Source organism: Streptomyces sp. NPDC017202, assembly GCF_044331705.1.
Taxonomy (GTDB): domain Bacteria; phylum Actinomycetota; class Actinomycetes; order Streptomycetales; family Streptomycetaceae; genus Streptomyces.
On sequence record NZ_JBIRNP010000015.1, the window covers coordinates 35,382 to 53,390 of the forward strand.

17 protein-coding genes and 1 riboswitch are annotated in these 18,009 nt (G+C 72.0%); of the genes, 12 read left to right on the forward strand and 5 right to left on the reverse strand.

Features of this window, described 5'->3' with window-relative positions; translation table 11 throughout:
• Window positions 1-162 precede the first annotated feature (162 nt).
• Entirely contained in the window at window positions 163-1,005 is an 843-nt protein-coding gene (whiG, locus tag ACH4N1_RS25290) for an RNA polymerase sigma factor WhiG (protein WP_398100322.1), read from the forward strand.
• Between the two features lie 143 nt (window positions 1,006-1,148).
• A complete protein-coding gene (locus ACH4N1_RS25295) occupies window positions 1,149-1,703 on the forward strand; it encodes a TetR/AcrR family transcriptional regulator (RefSeq protein WP_382788379.1) in 555 nt (184 codons plus the stop codon).
• A 209-nt stretch (window positions 1,704-1,912) separates the two neighbouring features.
• On the opposite strand, the gene ACH4N1_RS25300 is transcribed toward ACH4N1_RS25295, so the two are convergent.
• On the reverse strand, window positions 1,913-2,629 hold the full coding sequence (locus tag ACH4N1_RS25300; RefSeq protein WP_398100324.1) for a murein hydrolase activator EnvC family protein: 717 nt from the start codon (window positions 2,627-2,629) through the stop codon (window positions 1,913-1,915).
• A gap of 281 nt (window positions 2,630-2,910) precedes the next feature.
• Here ACH4N1_RS25300 and rpsB point away from each other — a divergent pair, with 281 nt between their 5' ends.
• The 10 genes from rpsB (at window position 2,911) to ACH4N1_RS25350 (ending at window position 13,846) form a co-directional block, all read left to right on the forward strand.
• Window positions 2,911-3,846 (forward strand): 30S ribosomal protein S2, encoded by a 936-nt coding sequence (gene rpsB, locus ACH4N1_RS25305; RefSeq protein WP_398100326.1) that lies wholly within the window; start codon window positions 2,911-2,913, stop codon window positions 3,844-3,846.
• A gap of 155 nt (window positions 3,847-4,001) precedes the next feature.
• Window positions 4,002-4,838 carry a translation elongation factor Ts gene (gene tsf / locus ACH4N1_RS25310; protein WP_398100328.1) on the forward strand — a complete coding sequence of 279 codons (837 nt, stop codon included), beginning with the start codon at window positions 4,002-4,004 and terminating at the stop codon, window positions 4,836-4,838.
• A gap of 186 nt (window positions 4,839-5,024) precedes the next feature.
• The gene (gene pyrH, locus ACH4N1_RS25315; protein ID WP_366059831.1) at window positions 5,025-5,783 is read left to right on the forward strand and encodes a UMP kinase; all 759 of its coding nucleotides are present in this window, start codon (window positions 5,025-5,027) and stop codon (window positions 5,781-5,783) included.
• 196 nt (window positions 5,784-5,979) lie between these two features.
• On the forward strand, window positions 5,980-6,537 hold the full coding sequence (frr, locus tag ACH4N1_RS25320; RefSeq protein ID WP_327318142.1) for a ribosome recycling factor: 558 nt from the start codon (window positions 5,980-5,982) through the stop codon (window positions 6,535-6,537).
• On the forward strand, window positions 6,537-7,763 hold the full coding sequence (locus ACH4N1_RS25325) for a phosphatidate cytidylyltransferase (RefSeq protein WP_398100331.1): 1,227 nt from the start codon (window positions 6,537-6,539) through the stop codon (window positions 7,761-7,763). The genes frr and ACH4N1_RS25325 overlap by 1 nt, the downstream gene beginning before the upstream one ends.
• A 107-nt stretch (window positions 7,764-7,870) precedes the next feature.
• Window positions 7,871-8,977, forward strand: coding sequence for a 23S rRNA (adenine(2503)-C(2))-methyltransferase RlmN (gene rlmN / locus ACH4N1_RS25330; protein ID WP_366059829.1), 1,107 nt, complete (start codon window positions 7,871-7,873; stop codon window positions 8,975-8,977).
• 57 nt (window positions 8,978-9,034) lie between these two features.
• Window positions 9,035-9,142, forward strand: a riboswitch (TPP riboswitch).
• A 100-nt stretch (window positions 9,143-9,242) separates the two neighbouring features.
• Complete coding sequence (locus ACH4N1_RS25335) at window positions 9,243-10,304, forward strand: thiamine ABC transporter substrate binding subunit (RefSeq protein ID WP_398100492.1); 1,062 nt, start codon at window positions 9,243-9,245, stop codon at window positions 10,302-10,304.
• A gap of 56 nt (window positions 10,305-10,360) precedes the next feature.
• Window positions 10,361-11,998, forward strand: coding sequence for an ABC transporter permease (locus ACH4N1_RS25340; RefSeq protein ID WP_398100333.1), 1,638 nt, complete (start codon window positions 10,361-10,363; stop codon window positions 11,996-11,998).
• Entirely contained in the window at window positions 11,998-13,014 is a 1,017-nt protein-coding gene (locus ACH4N1_RS25345; protein ID WP_398100336.1) for an ABC transporter ATP-binding protein, read from the forward strand. Before ACH4N1_RS25340 ends, ACH4N1_RS25345 begins: the two co-directional genes overlap by 1 nt.
• Before the next feature lie 25 nt (window positions 13,015-13,039).
• Window positions 13,040-13,846, forward strand: a complete 807-nt coding sequence (locus tag ACH4N1_RS25350) for a maleylpyruvate isomerase N-terminal domain-containing protein (protein WP_398100338.1) — start codon at window positions 13,040-13,042, stop codon at window positions 13,844-13,846.
• 67 nt (window positions 13,847-13,913) lie between these two features.
• On the opposite strand, the gene ACH4N1_RS25355 is transcribed toward ACH4N1_RS25350, so the two are convergent.
• The 4 genes from ACH4N1_RS25355 to ACH4N1_RS25370 form a co-directional block, all read right to left on the reverse strand.
• Window positions 13,914-14,651, reverse strand: a complete 738-nt coding sequence (locus ACH4N1_RS25355) for an LAETG motif-containing sortase-dependent surface protein (RefSeq protein ID WP_398100340.1) — start codon at window positions 14,649-14,651, stop codon at window positions 13,914-13,916.
• Window positions 14,652-15,123: 472 nt separating this feature from the next.
• Window positions 15,124-15,543, reverse strand: coding sequence for a VOC family protein (locus tag ACH4N1_RS25360; protein ID WP_398100342.1), 420 nt, complete (start codon window positions 15,541-15,543; stop codon window positions 15,124-15,126).
• A gap of 152 nt (window positions 15,544-15,695) precedes the next feature.
• On the reverse strand, window positions 15,696-17,108 hold the full coding sequence (locus ACH4N1_RS25365) for a hypothetical protein (protein ID WP_398100344.1): 1,413 nt from the start codon (window positions 17,106-17,108) through the stop codon (window positions 15,696-15,698).
• A complete protein-coding gene (locus ACH4N1_RS25370; RefSeq protein WP_398100346.1) occupies window positions 17,090-17,830 on the reverse strand; it encodes an ABC transporter ATP-binding protein in 741 nt (246 codons plus the stop codon). The genes ACH4N1_RS25365 and ACH4N1_RS25370 overlap by 19 nt, the downstream gene beginning before the upstream one ends.
• Window positions 17,831-18,009 lie beyond the last annotated feature (179 nt).

The following is an 18,009-nucleotide window of genomic DNA, read 5'->3' on the forward strand; positions in this document are numbered from 1 at the left end:
TACAGCGCGGGGCATGCTGTTCGCACACCGCGACATCCCAGTCACGCTACGCTCACGAGGATTCCGGCACAGACCGGCCACTCGGCACCCCTCGACACCAGACCGACGGCTCACCCAGACACTCCCGCACGCACATCACGGCAGAACGACACAAGGCGACGAATGCCCCAGCACACCTCCGGGTCCGACCGGGCGGCGATCCCCCCAGCCGCCCGTGACGGTGGCAGCGTGCGGCCGCCCGCTCCCTCGACACTCGACGAGCTGTGGCGGTCGTACAAGGCGACGGGGGACGAGCGGCTGCGGGAGCAGCTGATCCTGCACTACTCGCCGCTCGTGAAGTACGTGGCGGGCAGGGTGAGCGTGGGCCTGCCGCCCAATGTGGAGCAGGCCGACTTCGTGTCCTCGGGAGTGTTCGGGCTGATCGACGCGATCGAGAAGTTCGACATCGAACGGGAGATCAAGTTCGAGACGTACGCGATCACCCGGATCCGGGGCGCGATGATCGACGAACTGCGCGCACTGGACTGGATCCCCCGGTCGGTGCGGCAGAAGGCACGAAACGTGGAGCGGGCCTACGCCACCCTGGAGGCGCGGCTCAGACGGACTCCGTCGGAGGTCGAGGTGGCCGCCGAGCTGGGCATCGCGGTGGACGACCTGCACTCCGTGTTCAGCCAGTTGTCGCTGGCCAACGTGGTGGCCCTGGAGGAGCTGCTGCACGTCGGCGGCGAGGGCGGGGACGGCCTCAGCTTCATGGACACCCTGGAGGACACCGCCGCGGACAACCCCGTGGAGGTGGCCGAGGACCGTGAGCTGCGGCGGTTCCTGGCGCGGGCCATCAACACCCTGCCCGAGCGGGAGAAGACGGTCGTGACGCTGTACTACTACGAAGGGCTGACCCTCGCCGAGATCGGCAACGTGCTGGGGGTCACCGAGAGCAGGGTCAGCCAGATCCACACCAAATCCGTGCTCCAGCTGCGCGCGAAACTGGCCAGTTTCGGCCGTTGACCCGGCCGGACCGATGCGGCGCGGCGAGGGGCGGTGGCCCCAAGGCTGCCGCGCGGGCCGCGGGGTCGTGCGGGTGGAGCCACTCCCCATGCGGGTGCGGCGTCCGTAGAGTGGTCGACGTGCCAAGGATTCGAGCGGCCTCCGTGGCCGAGCACCGGTCGATGCAGCGAGCCGCCCTGCTGGACGCGGCCCGTTCGCTGTTGTCCGAGGGCGGTACGGAGGCGCTGACCTTCCCCGCTCTCGCCGAGCGGACGGGGCTCGCGCGCTCCTCCGTGTACGAGTACTTCCGGTCGCGGGCTGCCGTGGTCGAGGAGCTGTGCGAGGTCGACTTCCCCGTCTGGGCGGCCGAGGTCGAGTCGGCGATGGCCGCCGCGGAAGGGCCGGAGGCCAAGGTCGAGGCGTACGTGCGCCGGCAGCTGGCGCTGGTCGGGGACCGGAGGCACCGGGCCGTCGTGGCGATCTCGGCGAGCGAGCTGGACGCGGGGGCGCGGGAGAAGATCCGGGCCGCGCACGGGGGCCTCGTGGCGATGATCGTCGAAGCGCTGGCGGAGCTGGGGCACGCGGAACCGCGGTTGGCGGCCATGTTGGTCCAGGGCGTCGTGGACGCGGCCGTGCGCAGGCTCGAGCTGGGCGTGGAGGAGGCCTCCGTGGTGACGGAGGCGGCGGTGGGGATGGTGGCGCGAGGGGTTCGGGGGTAGACCCGCGCCGCGGGTTCACTCGGTGCTGGTGCTGGTGCTGGTGCTGGTGCTGGTGCTGGTGCTGGTGCTGGTGCTCAGCGTCTGGTGCTTGGTGCTTGGTGCCCGCCGTCGGTGGCGGGATGAGCAGTGCGGCCCGGCGACCGCGGAGTGCCGTCCCTCCCGGTGGCCGGAGGCCGCCCCGGACGGCACGGTCGCCGCGGATCACCGGGCTACGGCAGCGGTACGCCCAGGACGGGCAGCAGCCGCGCCGGGGCCCTCGCGCTCAGCCACGCCGGGAGCAGGGACAGCGGGTTCAGGTAGGCCTTGTCCCTGCGCAGGCCCCAGTGCAGGCACGGGGTGTCGCAGTGGGAGGGTGTGGCGGCGAGGGTGCCGACCGGCTGGGCCGGGGTGATCTCGTCGCCCTCGGAGACCGAGGGGCGCACCGGCGTGTAGGTCGTACGCAGGGGCGGGGTGCCCGTGCCCGTCAGTTCCAGCGAGACCACGCCCCTGCCCGCCACCTGGCCCGCGAACACCACCCGGCCCGCCGCCACCGCCCGGACCGGGGCGCCGACGGGGGCCGCCAGGTCCACACCGCGGTGGCCGCGGGCGTACGGGGTGGCCGGAGGGTCCCAGCCGCGTACCACCACGGGGCGGGCGCCCACCGGCCAGGACCGGGCGATCGCCGGAACAGGGACCGGCTCCGAGCCCGGGGGCGGGGCCGGGGTCTGTACCGGAGGCGGGTCCGAGGTTGGTGCCGGAGGCTGGTCCGGGCTCGGGTTCGGGTTCGGGTCCGGGCTCAGGTTCGGAGCAGGAGCCGTAGGCGGAGCCGAAGTCGAAGCCGGGACCCGAACCCGAGCCCGGACCGGCTCGGGCGCGGCGCCGGCGGCCGAGGCCGTCGCGGTGAGCAGGAGGACCGGCAGCAGGGGCAGGAGTCGCTTGACGTGCATGGGAGTAGGGTCCCCGCCCGCGGGCCGACGGCGTCCGGACCTGTGGACCGCTCCCCGGTTGTGGACAGCGGCGTCACCCGGTACCCCGCGGGTCCCGTACACTTCTTCTGGCGATCCGGGTCACCGGGTCGACTTCGCACGCCCCGGTACCGGGGTCCCGGCAGTGGTCGGATTCCGGTATCTGCGCCCCTCGGTCCTTCGTGGCTCGGCGCATCGCGGGCGTCAGGCGCGGGAGCCGTCCGGTCCCCGCGGCACAACCGAGAAAAACGAGGAGAACGGCCATGGCCGTCGTCACGATGCGGGAGCTGCTGGAGAGCGGCGTCCACTTCGGTCACCAGACCCGTCGCTGGAACCCGAAGATGAAGCGCTTCATCTTCACCGAGCGCAACGGCATCTACATCATCGACCTGCTCCAGTCGCTGTCGTACATCGACCGCGCCTACGAGTTCGTCAAGGAGACCGTCGCCCACGGCGGCACGGTCATGTTCGTCGGCACGAAGAAGCAGGCGCAGGAGGCCATCGCCGAGCAGGCCACCCGCGTCGGCATGCCCTACGTCAACCAGCGCTGGCTGGGCGGCATGCTCACCAACTTCTCGACCGTCTACAAGCGTCTGCAGCGCCTCAAGGAGCTCGAGCAGATCGACTTCGAGGACGTCGCCGCGTCGGGTCTGACGAAGAAGGAGCTCCTGGTCCTCTCGCGTGAGAAGGCCAAGCTCGAGAAGACCCTCGGTGGTATCCGCGAGATGTCCAAGGTTCCCAGCGCCGTCTGGATCGTGGACACCAAGAAGGAGCACATCGCGGTCGGTGAGGCCCGGAAGCTCAACATCCCGGTCGTCGCCATCCTCGACACCAACTGCGACCCCGACGAGGTCGACTACAAGATCCCGGGCAACGACGACGCGATCCGCTCCGTCACCCTGCTCACCCGCGTGATCGCCGACGCCGTGGCCGAGGGCCTCATCTCCCGCTCCGGTGTCGCCACCGAGGGCAAGGGCGAGAAGGCCGCCGGCGAGCCGCTGGCCGAGTGGGAGCGCGACCTGCTCGAGGGCGAGAAGAAGGCGGACGCCGAGACCGCCGAGAACACGGACGAGGCCGCCGAGAAGCCGGCCGAGGCCGCTGCCGAGGCGCCCGCCGCCGAGGAGGCCCCGGCTGCGGAGGCTCCGGCCACCGAGGCCCCGGCCACCGAGGCCCCGGCCGCCGAGGGCGAGCAGGCCTGACCCGTCGGGACGTGCGACGGCGGGAGCGGTGACATCACGTCCGCTCCCGCCGTTCACCCGTAGGTCAGCGGTGGGTCGCGGTCCCACGGTTCCGTGTGGGCCGCAGACCCCGTAGATCTCCGATCTTCCAGACTTCGAGAAAGACTCACAGACTCATGGCGAACTACACCGCCGCCGACGTCAAGAAGCTCCGCGAGCTCACCGGCGCCGGCATGATGGACTGCAAGAAGGCGCTGGACGAGGCCGAGGGCAACGTCGACAAGGCCGTCGAGGCGCTCCGCATCAAGGGCCAGAAGGGCGTCGCCAAGCGCGAGGGCCGCTCCGCCGAGAACGGCGCCGTGGTCTCCATCGTCGCCGACGACAACTCCTCCGGCGTCCTGGTCGAGCTGAAGTGCGAGACGGACTTCGTCGCCAAGGGCGAGAAGTTCCAGGCCGTCGCCCACGCGATCGCCGAGCACGTCGCCAAGACCTCCCCGGCCGACATCGAGGCGCTGCTCGCCTCCGAGATCGAGCCCGGCAAGACCGTCCAGGCGTTCGTGGACGAGGCCAACGCCAACCTGGGCGAGAAGATCGTCCTGGACCGCTTCGCGCAGTTCGCGGACGGCTACGTCTCGGTCTACATGCACCGCACGATGCCCGACCTGCCCCCGCAGATCGGTGTCCTCGTCGAGCTGGACAAGCCCAACGCCGAGGTCGCCAAGGGCATCGCCCAGCACATCGCCGCCTTCGCGCCGAAGTACCTCTCCAAGGAGGACGTGCCGGCCGAGGTCGTCGAGTCGGAGCGCCGTATCGCCGAGGAGACCACCCGCGCCGAGGGCAAGCCCGAGGCCGCGATCGCCAAGATCGTCGAGGGTCGCCTCAACGGCTTCTTCAAGGACGCCACGGTCCTCGGCCAGCCGTACGCCCTGGACAACAAGAAGTCCGTGCAGAAGGTCCTGGACGAGGCCGGTGTCACCCTGAAGCGCTTCGCGCGCATCAAGGTCGGCATCTGAGTCCGTACCGCGACGGACGCCCGGCCCCGGTAGGGTCGGCAGCAGTCGTCCGTGGACGCCGTCACCTGGCGTGTGGCGGACGACAGCAGATCTGACGAGGAGGCCATTGCCGCGCACGGGTTGCGAACACCCCACCGGCAGTGGCCTTCTTCGTATGTGCACCACGTGAAAGAGGCGGGATCTCCCATGACCACCAAGGCCCAGAAGAGCGACGACGGCAAAGTGAGCGGCCGGTTTCTGCTGAAGCTGTCCGGAGAGGCTTTCGCCGGTGGCGGCAGCCTGGGTGTCGACCCCGACGTGGTGCACAAGATCGCCCGCGAGATCGCGGCCGTCGTGCGCGACGGGGCGGAGATCGCGGTGGTCATCGGCGGCGGCAACTTCTTCCGCGGCGCCGAGCTCCAGGTGCGCGGCATGGACCGGGCCCGCTCGGACTACATGGGCATGCTCGGCACGGTCATGAACTGCCTCGCCCTCCAGGACTTCCTGGAGAAGGAGGGCATCGACAGCCGCGTCCAGACCGCCATCACCATGGGCCAGGTCGCCGAGCCGTACATCCCGCTGCGCGCCGTGCGCCACCTGGAGAAGGGCCGCGTGGTCATCTTCGGCGCCGGTATGGGCATGCCGTACTTCTCCACCGACACCACCGCCGCCCAGCGCGCCCTGGAGATCGACGCCGAGGCCCTCCTCATGGGCAAGAACGGCGTGGACGGCGTCTACGACTCCGACCCTAAGACCAACCCGGAGGCCGTCAAGTTCGACGCCCTCGGCTACGGCGAGGTCATCACCCGCGATCTGAAGGTCGCCGACGCCACCGCCATCACGCTGTGCCGCGACAACAAGCTCCCGATCCTCGTCTTCGAGCTTCTGGCGGAGGGCAATATCGCACGGGCCGTCAAGGGTGAGAAGATCGGCACGCTGGTGAGTGAGCAAGGCAGCCGGGCCTGACCGGGGGGAACTCCCGGGTCCGACCCGTAGGAACCCCGGTTCGTACGACAGAGCCTGACCGGGCGACGGACCCCGACCGGGGGATGGACAATGTCCTGCCGGTCGGAAACCGTGCAGGAAGAAGACGCGACGCAGCCGGCCGCCGCCTCCGCAAGGAACCGCAGCCGGGCCTACTCAAGACACGCAGGAGCAAGTGGTGATCGAAGAGACCCTCCTCGAGGCCGAGGAGAAGATGGAGAAGGCCGTCGTGGTCGCCAAGGAGGACTTCGCCGCGATCCGCACCGGCCGTGCGCACCCGGCGATGTTCAACAAGATCGTGGCCGACTACTACGGCGCGCCGACGCCGATCAACCAGCTGGCTTCGTTCTCCGTGCCGGAGCCGCGCATGGCGGTCGTGACCCCGTTCGACAAGAGCGCGCTGCGCAACATCGAGCAGGCGATCCGCGACTCGGACCTCGGCGTCAACCCGAGCAACGACGGCAACATCATCCGGGTGGTGTTCCCCGAGCTGACCGAGGAGCGCCGCCGCGACTACATCAAGGTCGCCAAGGGCAAGGGCGAGGACGCCAAGGTGTCCATCCGCGCCGTGCGCCGCAAGGCCAAGGACGCCATCGACAAGCTCGTCAAGGACGGCGAGGTCGGGGAGGACGAGGGCCGCCGTGCGGAGAAGGAACTCGACGACACCACCGCGAAGTACGTCGCGCAGGTGGACGAGCTCCTGAAGCACAAGGAAGCGGAGCTGCTCGAGGTCTGATGAACGACTCTTCCTGGGGCGCTCCGCCACGTGCCGGTTCACAGGCCGGGTACTGGGGGCCCAACGATCACGGGGCCGTCCCGCACGGACCTGTCCAGGGGGCTGCCGCGGCGGGTCCCGCGTACGATGCGCCTGAGGCGCAGCAGACTCGCCCCATGCCCATCGTCCCCGACGTACCCGCTCATGGCGGAAACCAGGATGACGACCGGGGGGCCGCTCGGCTGGGCGGCCCCTTGTTCCGAGACGAGACGTTCCGCGACGGGACGTCCCACGGCGGGACGTTCCGCGACGAGACGTCCCCCGTGGGGACGTTCCGTGACGAGACCCCGTCGGTGCTGCCCCCTGCGGCGGTGCCGCAGAATCCGGAGCCCATGCCCGACGCACCGCAGCCGGCACCCGTCCCGCAGAAGAAGAGCGCGGGCCGTGACCTGACTGCGGCCATAGGCGTCGGTGTCGGACTCGGTGCGGTGATCGTCGCGTCGCTGTTCGTGGTCAAGGCCGTGTTCGTCGGCGTGGTCGCGGTCGCCGTCGTCGTCGGCCTGTGGGAACTGACCAGCCGGCTCCAGGAGCGCAAGGGCATCAAGGCGCCGCTGGTGCCGCTCGCGGTCGGCGGCGCCGCCATGGTCGTCGCCGGGTACGTCCGGGGCGCCGAGGGCGCCTGGGTCGCCATGGCCCTGACCGCGCTGGCGGTCCTGGTCTGGCGGATGACGGAACCGCCGGAGGGCTACCTCAGGGACGTCACGGCCGGTGTCTTCGCGGCCTTCTACGTCCCGTTCCTGGCCACGTTCGTCTCCATGATGCTCACCGCGGACGACGGAGCGCGCCGCGTCCTGACGTTCCTGCTCCTGACCGTCGTCAGCGACACCGGGGCGTACGCCGTCGGCTGGCGCTTCGGCAAGCGCAAGCTCGCTCCGCGCATCAGCCCCGGCAAGACCCGCGAGGGCCTGCTCGGCGCGGTGTCCTTCGCGATGGTCGTGGGCGCGTTGTGCATGCAGTTCCTGATCGAGGACGGCGCCTGGTGGCAGGGTCTGCTGCTCGGCCTGGCGGTCGCGGCCAGCGCGACGCTCGGTGACCTCGGCGAGTCCATGATCAAGCGGGACCTCGGCATCAAGGACATGGGCACGCTGCTCCCCGGCCACGGCGGCATCATGGACCGCCTGGACTCCCTGCTGCCCACCGCACCGGTGGTGTGGCTGCTGCTGGTGCTGTTCGTGGGCTCCGGCTGAACGGTCTCCCGCCCCGCACCCGCGACGAGCCCCCGTCCCCCGAGGACGGGGGCTCCTCGCATGAGCCGACCGGGGCACCCGAGTGGATCTGCCACACTGGAAGGGTTATGCCTGCACCCGGAGAACTCACTTTCGTCGCCCCCCGCGGAGCCAAGAAGCCGCCGCGGCATCTTGCCGACCTCTCGCCCGCCGAGCGGAAGGAGGCGGTGGCGGGGATCGGTGAGAAGCCGTTCCGTGCGAAACAGCTGTCCCAGCACTACTTCGCGCGGTTCGCGCACGATCCGGCCGAGTGGACCGACATCCCCGCCGGCGCCCGCGAGAAGCTGCGCGAGGCGCTGCTGCCCGAGCTGATGACGGTCGTACGGCATCTGTCCACGGACCAGGGGACCACCCGCAAGACGCTGTGGCGGCTGTTCGACGGCACGCTCGTGGAGTCGGTGCTGATGCGGTACCCGGACCGGGTCACCATGTGCATCAGTTCGCAGGCCGGCTGCGGGATGAACTGCCCCTTCTGCGCGACCGGGCAGGCCGGGCTGGACCGGAACCTGTCCACCGCCGAGATCGTCCACCAGATCGTGGACGGGATGCGGGCGCTGCGCGACGGGGAGGTCCCCGGAGGGCCGGCCCGGCTGTCCAACATCGTGTTCATGGGCATGGGCGAGCCGCTCGCCAACTACAAGCGGGTCGTCGGCGCGATCCGTGCGCTCACCGACCCCGCGCCCGACGGGCTGGGGCTCTCGCAGCGCGGGATCACCGTGTCGACGGTCGGGCTGGTGCCGGCCATCAACCGGTTCTCCGACGAGGGCTTCAAGTGCCGGCTCGCGATCTCGCTGCACGCCCCCGACGACGAGCTGCGCGACACCCTCGTCCCCGTGAACACGCGGTGGAAGGTGCGCGAGGTGCTCGACGCCGGGTTCGAGTACGCCGAGAAGTCCGGACGCCGGCTGTCCATCGAGTACGCGCTGATCCGCGACATCAACGACCAGGCCTGGCGGGGCGACCGGCTCGGGCGCATGCTCAAGGGCCGGCCCGTGCACGTCAACCTGATCCCGCTGAACCCGACGCCGGGCTCCAAGTGGACCGCCTCCCGGCCCGAGGACGAGAAGGCGTTCGTCGAGGCCATCGCGGCGCACGGGGTACCCGTCACCGTCCGGGACACCCGTGGTCAGGAGATCGACGGGGCGTGTGGTCAGCTCGCCGCCACCGAGCGGTAGTCTGGCCGACGTCAGCACTGTCCTGTTTTCGGACAGTACGACGAACCAGACATCTTCATATTCCGACAGGGGAGCGCCACAGCGCTGAGAGTGCGGCAACCGGGCCGCAGACCCTCTGAACCTCGCCCAGGTCATTCTGGGTAGGAAGTTCGGTCATCACTCGAGCTGTTGCGCCCTGCCCGGGAACCCCTCGCGGGCCCCCGGGCAGGGCCGCGTCTCTTCCTGGTCACCTCCAGGAGGAATACCAGTGCACACCAGGACGCTCATGGCCGCGGCCGTCGGCCTCGGCCTCGTCATGCTGTCCGCCTGCGGATCGTCGGACGACGGCGGATCCGCGCAGAGCGGGAGCAAGACCGTCACCCTCGTCAGCCACGACTCGTGGGCCGTCTCCAAGAGCGTGCTCGCCGACTTCGAGAAGCAGTCCGGCTACCGGGTGAAGGTCCTCAAGGACGGCGACGCCGGGCAGGCCGTCAACAAGGCGATCCTCACCAAGGACAACCCCCAGGGCGACGTCTTCTTCGGCGTCGACAACACCCTGCTCTCCCGCGCGCTCGACAACGGCCTCTTCCAGTCGTACGAGGCGCAGGGGCTCGACCAGGTCGACGGCCGGTACCAGTTGGACGCCGGCAAGCACCGGGTCACGCCCGTCGACCACGGCGACATCTGTGTCAACTACGACAAGAAGTACTTCGCCGACCACAAGCTGGCGCCGCCCGCCGGCTTCGACGACCTGGCGAAGCCGGCGTACAAGAACCTCCTCGTCACCGAGAACGCCTCCACCTCCTCCCCGGGCCTCGGTTTCCTGCTGGGCACCGCGGCGAAGTACGGCGACGAGGGCTGGCCGGACTACTGGAAGAAGCTCAAGGCCAACGGCGTGAAGGTCGTCGACGGCTGGGAGCAGGCCTACAACGAGGAGTTCTCCGGGTCGGCCGGCGGCAGGAAGGCCGGGGCGGACCGGCCGCTCGTCGTCTCCTACGCCTCCTCGCCGCCCGCCGAGGTGATCTACGGCGACCCGAAGCCGACGACCGCGCCGACCGGTGTCGCGACCGGCACCTGCTTCCGGCAGATCGAGTTCGCCGGACTGCTGAGCAACGCGAAGAACGGCCAGGGCGGCAAGGCGCTGATCGACTTCCTGATCTCGAAGGAGTTCCAGGAGGACATGCCGCTCAACATGTTCGTCTACCCGGTGGCGAAGGGCGCGGCCGTGCCCGCCGAGTTCACCGAGTACGGCCCGGCCGCCGAGGATCCCGAGACGATGGACCCGGCGAAGATCGCCGCGGACCGCGACCAGTGGGTCAAGTCGTGGACCTCGCTCGTACTGAAGTAGGGCGGCGAGCGGCCGTCCGCCGCCGGCGCACCGGGAGCGCGGCGCGGCTCGGGCTCATGGCCCTGCCCGTCGCGTTCTTCGGGCTGTTCTTCGCCTACCCGGTCGCCGCGATCACCGCGCGGGGACTGCACTCCGCCGGCGGCTGGCACTTCGGGCGCCTGTTCGACGTGCTCGGGCAGCCGGACATCCGGCACGTCCTGTGGTTCACCACCTGGCAGGCGCTCGCCTCCACCGCGCTGACCCTGCTGATCGCGCTGCCCGCCGCCTACGTCTTCGCCCGGTTCTCCTTCCCCGGCAAGCAGGTCCTGCGGGCCGTCGTGACCGTCCCGTTCGTCCTGCCGACCGTCGTCGTCGGCACGGCGTTCCTGGCGCTGGTCGGGCGCGGCGGTCTCCTCGACGACCTGTGGGGCGTACGGCTGGACACCACCGTGTGGGCGATCCTGCTGGCCCACGTCTTCTTCAACTACGCCGTGGTCGTACGGACGGTCGGCGGGCTGTGGGCGCAGCTCGACCCGCGGCAGGAGGAGGCCGCGCGCGTGCTGGGCGCCTCGCCGCTGCGGGCCTGGCGGCAGGTCACCCTGCCGGCCCTCGCGCCGGCCGTGGCCGCCGCCGCGCTCATGGTGTTCCTCTTCACCTTCACCTCCTTCGGTGTGGTGCAGATCCTCGGCGGGCCGACGTTCTCCACGCTGGAGGTCGAGATCTACCGGCAGACCTCGGAGATCTTCGACCTGTCGACGGCCGCCGTCCTCACGATCGTCCAGTTCGGCGCCGTCGGCGCCGTCCTCGCCGTGCACGCCTGGACCGTACGACGGCGGGAGGGCGCGCTGCGGCTCGTGGACGCGGCGGGGACGGCACGGCGACCGCGCGGGGTGGGGCAGTGGGCGCTGCTCGCCGGGGTGCTCGGCACGGTCGCGCTGCTGCTCGTGCTGCCGCCGGCCGTGCTGGTGCAGCGCTCCCTCGACGCTCCCGACTTCGCCTACTACCGGGCGCTGACCAGTGACGACGGCAATGTGTTCCTGGTGCCGCCGATCGAGGCGGTCGGGAACTCGCTGGAGTACGCCCTCGCCGCCACCGCGATCGCGGTGACGATCGGCGCTCTGGCGGCGGCGGCCCTGACCCGGCGGGACGCCGGGCGCCTGGTCCGCGGGTTCGACGCGCTGCTGATGCTGCCGCTGGGGGTCTCCGCGGTGACCGTCGGCTTCGGGTTCCTGATCGCGCTCGACGAACCCCCGCTGGACCTGCGGGCCACCTGGATCCTGGTACCGCTCGCGCAGGCGCTGGTCGGCGTGCCCTTCGTCGTGCGGACCATGCTGCCGGTGCTGCGGGCCGTGGACGAGCGGCTGCGGGAGGCCGCGGCCGTCCTCGGGGCGTCACCGTGGCGGGTGTGGCGGGAGGTGGACCTGCCGATGGTGCGCCGGGCGCTGCTGGTCGCGTCCGGGTTCGCCTTCGCCGTGTCGCTGGGGGAGTTCGGCGCGACGGTGTTCATCGCGCGGCCCGACAACCCGACCCTGCCGGTCGCCGTGGCACGGCTGCTGGGGCGGGCCGGCGAGCTGAACTACGGCCAGGCCATGGCCCTTTCGACGATTCTGATGCTGGTGTGCGCGATCGCCCTGCTGGTGCTGGAGCGGATCCTCCCCCCGTCTCGAACAGAATCGACCGGCGGCACCTCCATCGACCGTACCGGGGAGTTCTGATGCTGAAGCTCGAAGGCGTGACCGTGCGGTTCGGGGACCGGGCGGTGCTGGACGCCGTCGATCTCACCGTCGTCGAGCACGAGGTGGTGTGTGTGCTCGGGCCCAGCGGCAGCGGCAAGTCGACGCTGCTGCGGGCGGTGGCCGGGCTGCAACCACTGGACACCGGACGGGTGGTGCTGGACGGACGGGACCAGACGGGTGTGCCCGCGCACCGGCGTGGACTGGGGCTGATGTTCCAGGACCACCAGCTGTTCCCGCAGCGGGACGTCGGCGGCAACGTGGCCTTCGGGCTGCGCATGCGCGGCGCCGACCGGGGACGACAGCGTGAACGGGTGGGGGAGTTGCTCGATCTGGTCGGGCTGCCGGACGCGGCCGGGCGGGCCGTCGCCGCGCTCTCCGGCGGTGAGCAGCAGCGGGTGGCGCTGGCCCGCGCGCTCGCGCCCAGCCCGCGGCTGCTGATGCTGGACGAGCCGCTCGGACAGCTCGACCGGTCGCTGCGGGAGCGGTTGGTCGTCGAACTGCGGCAAATCTTCGGCCGGTTGGGCACCACGGTGCTCGCGGTCACCCACGACCAGGGCGAGGCGTTCGCGCTGGCCGACCGGGTCGTGGTGATGCGGGACGGGCGGATCGCCCAGTCCGGCACGCCACTTCAGGTGTGGCAGCGGCCGGCGGACGCGTTCGTGGCCCGCTTCCTCGGCTTCGACAACGTGGTGGAGGCGGGCGTCACCGGGGAGGCCGCGGACACGCCGTGGGGCAAGGTGCCGGTGCCGGCCGGCTCCCCGCAGGGCACCCGCACGCTGCTGGTGCGGCCGGCCGGGGTGCGGCTGGTCGCCGCCGGGCAGGGCCTGCCCTGCACGGTCACCGCCCGCACCTTCAAGGGCACCCACGTCGCCGTCCACCTCCAGCCGTGGGACGCCCCGCGTCTGGAGGCCGCCTGCGCGCTGCGGCTGGCGCCGGAGACCGGGGACACGGTCGGGGTGGAGTTCGACGCGACCGAAATCGTCGTGCTCGACTGATCGTCCCGCCCGTACGGTGTGGTGCATGAGCCTTCTCGCGCATGACCGGTACTGCGATGAAATCGCCCACCAGGTGGGGAAGTTGAGGTCCATCGTGACCTCCGGTGCCGATCTGTCGGCCACCGTGCCGACCTGCCCCGACTGGTCCTTGGAGCAGCTCGTCCGGCACACGGGCGGGGCCCTGCGCTGGGTGGAGCTGCTGGTGCGGACCCGGGCGCAGGAGAACATCAGGGACGAGCAGATCCCCGCACACGGCGGTCCGCGGGCCCGGGTCGACCCGGCCGCGCTGGACGCCTGGCTCGCGGAGAGCGGTGCGGGCGTCGTCGCCGCGCTGCGGGAGGCCGGGCCCGACACCAGGGTGTGGGGCTGGGCGGGGGAGGGCGACACCCGGTTCTGGGCCCGCCGGATGACCCACGAGATCACCGTGCACCGCGCCGACGCCGCGCTCACCGCCGGGCTGCCCTACGAGGTGGCGCCGGAGGTCGCCGCCGACGCGCTGGACGAGCGGCTGTACCTCGTGGAGTGGGTGCAGCGGAACCTGCCGCACCGGGCGTACGCCGAGCTGTGCGCCGCGGAACACCGGGGCCGCAGCATCCATCTGCACGCCACCGACGCGCCGACGGGGCTGGACGCCGAGTGGTGGGTGGAGCTGGCCGAAGGCGGGATCGTCTGGCGGCGGGGACACGGGAAGGCGTCCGTGACGCTGCGCGGCCCGCTCACCTCGGTCCTGCTCGCCTTCTACCGCCGACTGCCCCTGGACGCACCGGGGCTGGAGGTCCTCGGCGACCGTGAACTGCTGGAGTTCTGGCTGGAGAAGACGACCTTCGGCTGAACCGGCGAGTGGCCCGCTCCGTCCCGGTCGTCGGAGCGGAGCGGGGCGGAGCGGGCCACTCGGGCGGTCAGCGGTTGCCGGTTCCCTTGCGGCGCATGCCGAGGAAGACCGCGCCGCCGCCGACGAGGACCAGGACGGCCGCGATGCCGACGATCAGGCCGGTGCGGGAACTGGCTCCGGTCTCGGCGAGGTTGGCCTCCTGGGCGGCGGGCGACGGGGCGTTGCTCGCGGTGTCGGCGGGCGTGCTGCTGTCGCTCCTGGAGGCCGACGGGACGGGAGTTGCCGACTTCGCCGGGGGTGAGGCGGTGTCGGAGGGGGGCGTCGACGGGGCCGAGGGGGTCGACGGCGTGGTGGGGGTGGCCGGGGCGGTGGGCGCGGCGTCCGCCTGGCAGGCCTTGGCCGGGGTGGTCAGGTTGGGCGCGATGTCGGCGTCGAGCAGGGTCTTCCCGCCCCGGGCGGCCGCGACGCGGACCCGGTACTCGGCGCCCGGCTCCCAGGCCTCGGCGAAGGTGACGGTGACGCCCTTCTTCGAACCCTCGACCGTCTGTTCGCCGATCTTCTTCAGGTCGGCGTTGTTGTTCTGGAGGAAGACCTTGACGACGGCCGTGGTGCCCGTCGGGTCCGTGTCGGTGACGGTGATGACGCCCTTCGGTCCGTCGCAGGACGCGGTCGCGGAGAACTGGTCGATGCCGGGGGAGCCGGTGGCCAGCGCGGAGCCGGAGGCGCCGAGGACAAGGGCGGCCGAGGCGCCGACGAGAGCGGACACGCGCACCGAACGGGCGGCGGTACGGCGGGATGGGGACACGTTTGTCCTTTACGTGATGTGCAACTGCGGGGAGCGGAGGGGGAGATGTCGCCCTCGATGCGGCGGCGACGGCCTCCCCGGGGGTCCCACAGGTCTATAAGCGTTCCATAAGAAGTGTCAATGCGTCGATGGTTCCGGCCCCTTGGCTTTGCCCGATCATCGACCGCCGAGATGTTTCAGCGCGTCGGGAGCCCACTCGGTCCGGTCGACCAGGGCGGTACGGCCCTTCGCCGACCGCTCCTTGGCCGGCTTCCGCAGCGGCGGCCGGGCCGGCAGGAACACGACGCCGGCGGTGCGGCGGGCCGTCGGGGGAGGGGAGGCCGGGTGCCGGCGGGAAGACCGGGGCGCCCCGGGTGCGGACCACCTCGCCGAACTCGGCGGGGGACTCGATCGTACGGTCGTGTGTGCCGTCGTACGGCTGGGCGGGTGCCGGGTGCACCCGCCCGTGCCGGGCGTGCCCCGTCGGGGCGGGTCAGCCCTGGACCGCCGACGGGTCCATCCAGACGACCTCCCAGGTGTGGCCGTCGAGGTCGTCGAAGGAACGTCCGTACATGAAGCCGAGGTCCTGCGTCTCGTTGGCCGGCGAGCCGCCCACCGCCAGGGCGCGGTCGACCAGTTCGTCCACCTTCTCGCGGCTCTCGGCGCTCAGCGCGATCATGACCTGGCTGGTCCTGGTGGCGTCCGCGATCTCCTTCTTGGTGAAGGTCGAGTAGAACGGCTTGGTGAGCAGCATCGCCACGATGGTGTCGCTGATCACCACGGAGGCCGCTTTCTCGTCGCTGAACTGCGGGTTGATCGAATAGCCCAGGTCCGTGAAGAACTTCTTGGAGGCGTCCAGGTCGTTCACGGGCAGGTTGACGAAGACCATCTGCTGGTAGGCGGGGGTGCTCATCGGGGTGTCTCCCATCGGGTCGTGCCGCTCGTGCTGCTCGCGTGCGGTGTCGTGCGTGTCCTTCCGGTGGGTAGGACCCGGAGGCCGTGCGGAAGTCATCGGTGGCCGAAGATTTTTTTCCGCGCGGATTCCCGGACGCTCCGCACCGGGCCTCAGGAGGTCAGCGGGAGGGCGGCGAGGGCCGCGACGGCCAGCGTGAGCGGGACGAACAGCGCGGCGAGGGCGCCGGCCCGGAGCGCCGCCGCGCTGCGCAGCACGGTGGACGGGGCGCCGAGGCGGAGCAGGGCGGCCGTCGTGCCGGCGCGGGCCTGGCGGGCCTCGACGGCGGCCGTCAGGAGCGTGGCGAGGGCGCAGCCGACGACCAGGGCCGCGCCGAGGGTGGTGAGCGGGCCGAAGGACGGGTCGGCGGGGTCGTGCAGCGCGGCCATGGTGTACGCGCCGGAGGCGACCGCGCACAGGACCCCCAGGGGGGCGCCGATGCGGGACGCCTCCTCCATCAGGCCGCGGCCGGCGAGGAGACGCAGGGCGCCGGGGCGGGCCGACTGGAGGACGCGGCCGCAGAGGTGGGTGAGGCTGGGGCCGGCCACGGCGAGGCCGATCGCGGTGAGCGTCCAGCCGAGCAGGACCGCGGCGGGGCCGGTGGGGCCGCCGGGGAGGGTGAGCTGGTGGCCGGGGGTGCGGCCGGCGTACGCCTCGACGGCGAGGCCGGCGGCGAGGAGGGCCGCGCCCCAGGGGAGGCCGGTGGGGTCGGGGCGCGGGGCGTCGTGCGGGGGGTGGCCGGGGGCATGGGGTGGGGTCTCCCCGGCCTCGCCGTCCCCGTCCGGGGCGGCCGTGGCCACGGTGCGCCGGGTGCCGCCGTCCGGGGTCGGCGCGGTCACGGTGCGACCGGGGTGCCGGGGGTCGCCGTCACCGTCCGGGGCCGGCGCGGTCACGGCTTGGCGGGCCAGCCTCGCGCCGAACCTGCCGTACGCGCCGAACGTCTCCTGGGCGCCCGCGGGGGTGGTGAAGCGGCGGAGGGCCAGGTTCGCGCCCCGGGCGGTTCCGGCCGGCCGGTTGTCCCGGGGGCGGAGCGTCAGGGCCACCGCCAGTGAGGCCGCCGCGGGGGTCAGGGCCACGAGGGTGAGGGCGGCGGGCAGGGGGAGCGGGACGTCCGCCGCCAGGAACGATGCCGCCGCTCCGTCGAAGGGCATGCCCGTGAGGTCGCCGCGGAGGTGGAGGAAGACGAGCAGGGCCAGCATCGAGCCGAGCGCGGTGGACAGGGCCGTCGTGGCCGCCGCGATCGCCATCAGGCGGGCGGGTCCGAGGCCGATCGCCGCCAGGCCGGGGCGGGGCCGGGTGCCCGGGTCGGTGCGGGCGACCGCGAGGGCGAAGTGGACGGTGGCGGCCAGCGGGACCGCGCACCAGGCCAGCCGGAGCGCCGCGCCCGCCGGGGCGCCGGGGTGGCTCAGGGCGTGGCCGAGGGTGCACAGCAGGAGGAAGCCGGTGCCGGCCGAGGCCGTCGCGACGAGCAGACGGCGCAGTTGGACGGCCGGACGGGCGCTGCGGGTCAGGCGGAGAGCGAGCACGTCGCCCGGCCTTCCGACTCGGTGACCGGCGGCAGGTGGACGGTGCGCACCCGGCGTCCGTCCAGGAGCGGGACCGTGCGGTCGGCGAGGGCCGCGGTCTCGGCGTCGTGCGTGGCCAGGACGACGGTGATGCCGTGCGAGCGGGCCGCCGTGGTCAGCGTGCGCAGCACGTGGCCGCGGTCCGCCCGGTGCAGGGGTGCCGTCGGTTCGTCCGCGAAGAGGACGGACGGGGCCGGGGCGAGGGCGCGGGTGATGCACACGCGCTGGCGTTCCGCCTGGGTCAGTTCGTGGGGCCGCAGGCGGTACTTGTCGCCGACGTCCAGGCGTTCCAGCCACTCCAGGGCGGCGATTTTGGCCCGGCGGCGGCTGGTGCCGCGCAGCATCAGGGGGAGGGCCGCGTTCTCCCAGACGTTCAGCTCCGGGACGAGCGCCGGCGCCGGGTCGATCCAGCCGAAGCGGTCGCGGCGGAGCCGTTCGCGGGCCATCGGGCCCATGGTGTGCACGGGGACGCTGTTGAACCACACCTCGCCGCGCTGGCCGCGGGCCAGCCCGGACAGGCAGTGCAGCAGGGCGGTCTTGCCGCTGCCGCGCGGGCCGGTCACGGCGAGGATCTCGCCCTCCCGCACGCCGAGCGACACGCCGCCCAGCGCGGGGGAGCCGTCGGGGTGCGTGTAGTGCAGGGCGTGTGCCCACAGCACGTCGTTGTCCGGCGGGGCCTCCATGGGCGTACACCTTCGTTCAGATCCGTAGTTCCCGTGCCGTTCCCCCGTCCGGGGGAACGAAGGCAGGGCCGATCGGTCACTGGCACGCTAGGCAGCCCGGGTCGGGCATCCGGACAGCACACGGCCCCGGGCCACCGTTTCTCACTCGAACGGACGGCACCGGGGCCGGTGTTGATCAC

Excerpts from the sequence above, each read along its gene's own strand:
- whiG (WP_398100322.1), top strand. The coding sequence starts at position 163 with ATGCCCCAGCACACCTCCGGGTCCGACCGGGCGGCGATCCCCCCAGCC.
- ACH4N1_RS25300 (WP_398100324.1), bottom strand. The coding sequence starts at position 2,629 with ATGCACGTCAAGCGACTCCTGCCCCTGCTGCCGGTCCTCCTGCTCACC.
- rpsB (WP_398100326.1), top strand. The coding sequence starts at position 2,911 with ATGGCCGTCGTCACGATGCGGGAGCTGCTGGAGAGCGGCGTCCACTTC.
- tsf (WP_398100328.1), top strand. The coding sequence starts at position 4,002 with ATGGCGAACTACACCGCCGCCGACGTCAAGAAGCTCCGCGAGCTCACC.
- pyrH (WP_366059831.1), top strand. The coding sequence starts at position 5,025 with ATGACCACCAAGGCCCAGAAGAGCGACGACGGCAAAGTGAGCGGCCGG.
- ACH4N1_RS25325 (WP_398100331.1), top strand. The coding sequence starts at position 6,537 with ATGAACGACTCTTCCTGGGGCGCTCCGCCACGTGCCGGTTCACAGGCC.
- rlmN (WP_366059829.1), top strand. The coding sequence starts at position 7,871 with ATGCCTGCACCCGGAGAACTCACTTTCGTCGCCCCCCGCGGAGCCAAG.
- ACH4N1_RS25335 (WP_398100492.1), top strand. The coding sequence starts at position 9,243 with ATGGCCGCGGCCGTCGGCCTCGGCCTCGTCATGCTGTCCGCCTGCGGA.
- ACH4N1_RS25340 (WP_398100333.1), top strand. The coding sequence starts at position 10,361 with ATGGCCCTGCCCGTCGCGTTCTTCGGGCTGTTCTTCGCCTACCCGGTC.
- ACH4N1_RS25345 (WP_398100336.1), top strand. The coding sequence starts at position 11,998 with ATGCTGAAGCTCGAAGGCGTGACCGTGCGGTTCGGGGACCGGGCGGTG.
- ACH4N1_RS25350 (WP_398100338.1), top strand. The coding sequence starts at position 13,040 with ATGAGCCTTCTCGCGCATGACCGGTACTGCGATGAAATCGCCCACCAG.
- ACH4N1_RS25360 (WP_398100342.1), bottom strand. The coding sequence starts at position 15,543 with ATGAGCACCCCCGCCTACCAGCAGATGGTCTTCGTCAACCTGCCCGTG.
- ACH4N1_RS25370 (WP_398100346.1), bottom strand. The coding sequence starts at position 17,830 with ATGGAGGCCCCGCCGGACAACGACGTGCTGTGGGCACACGCCCTGCAC.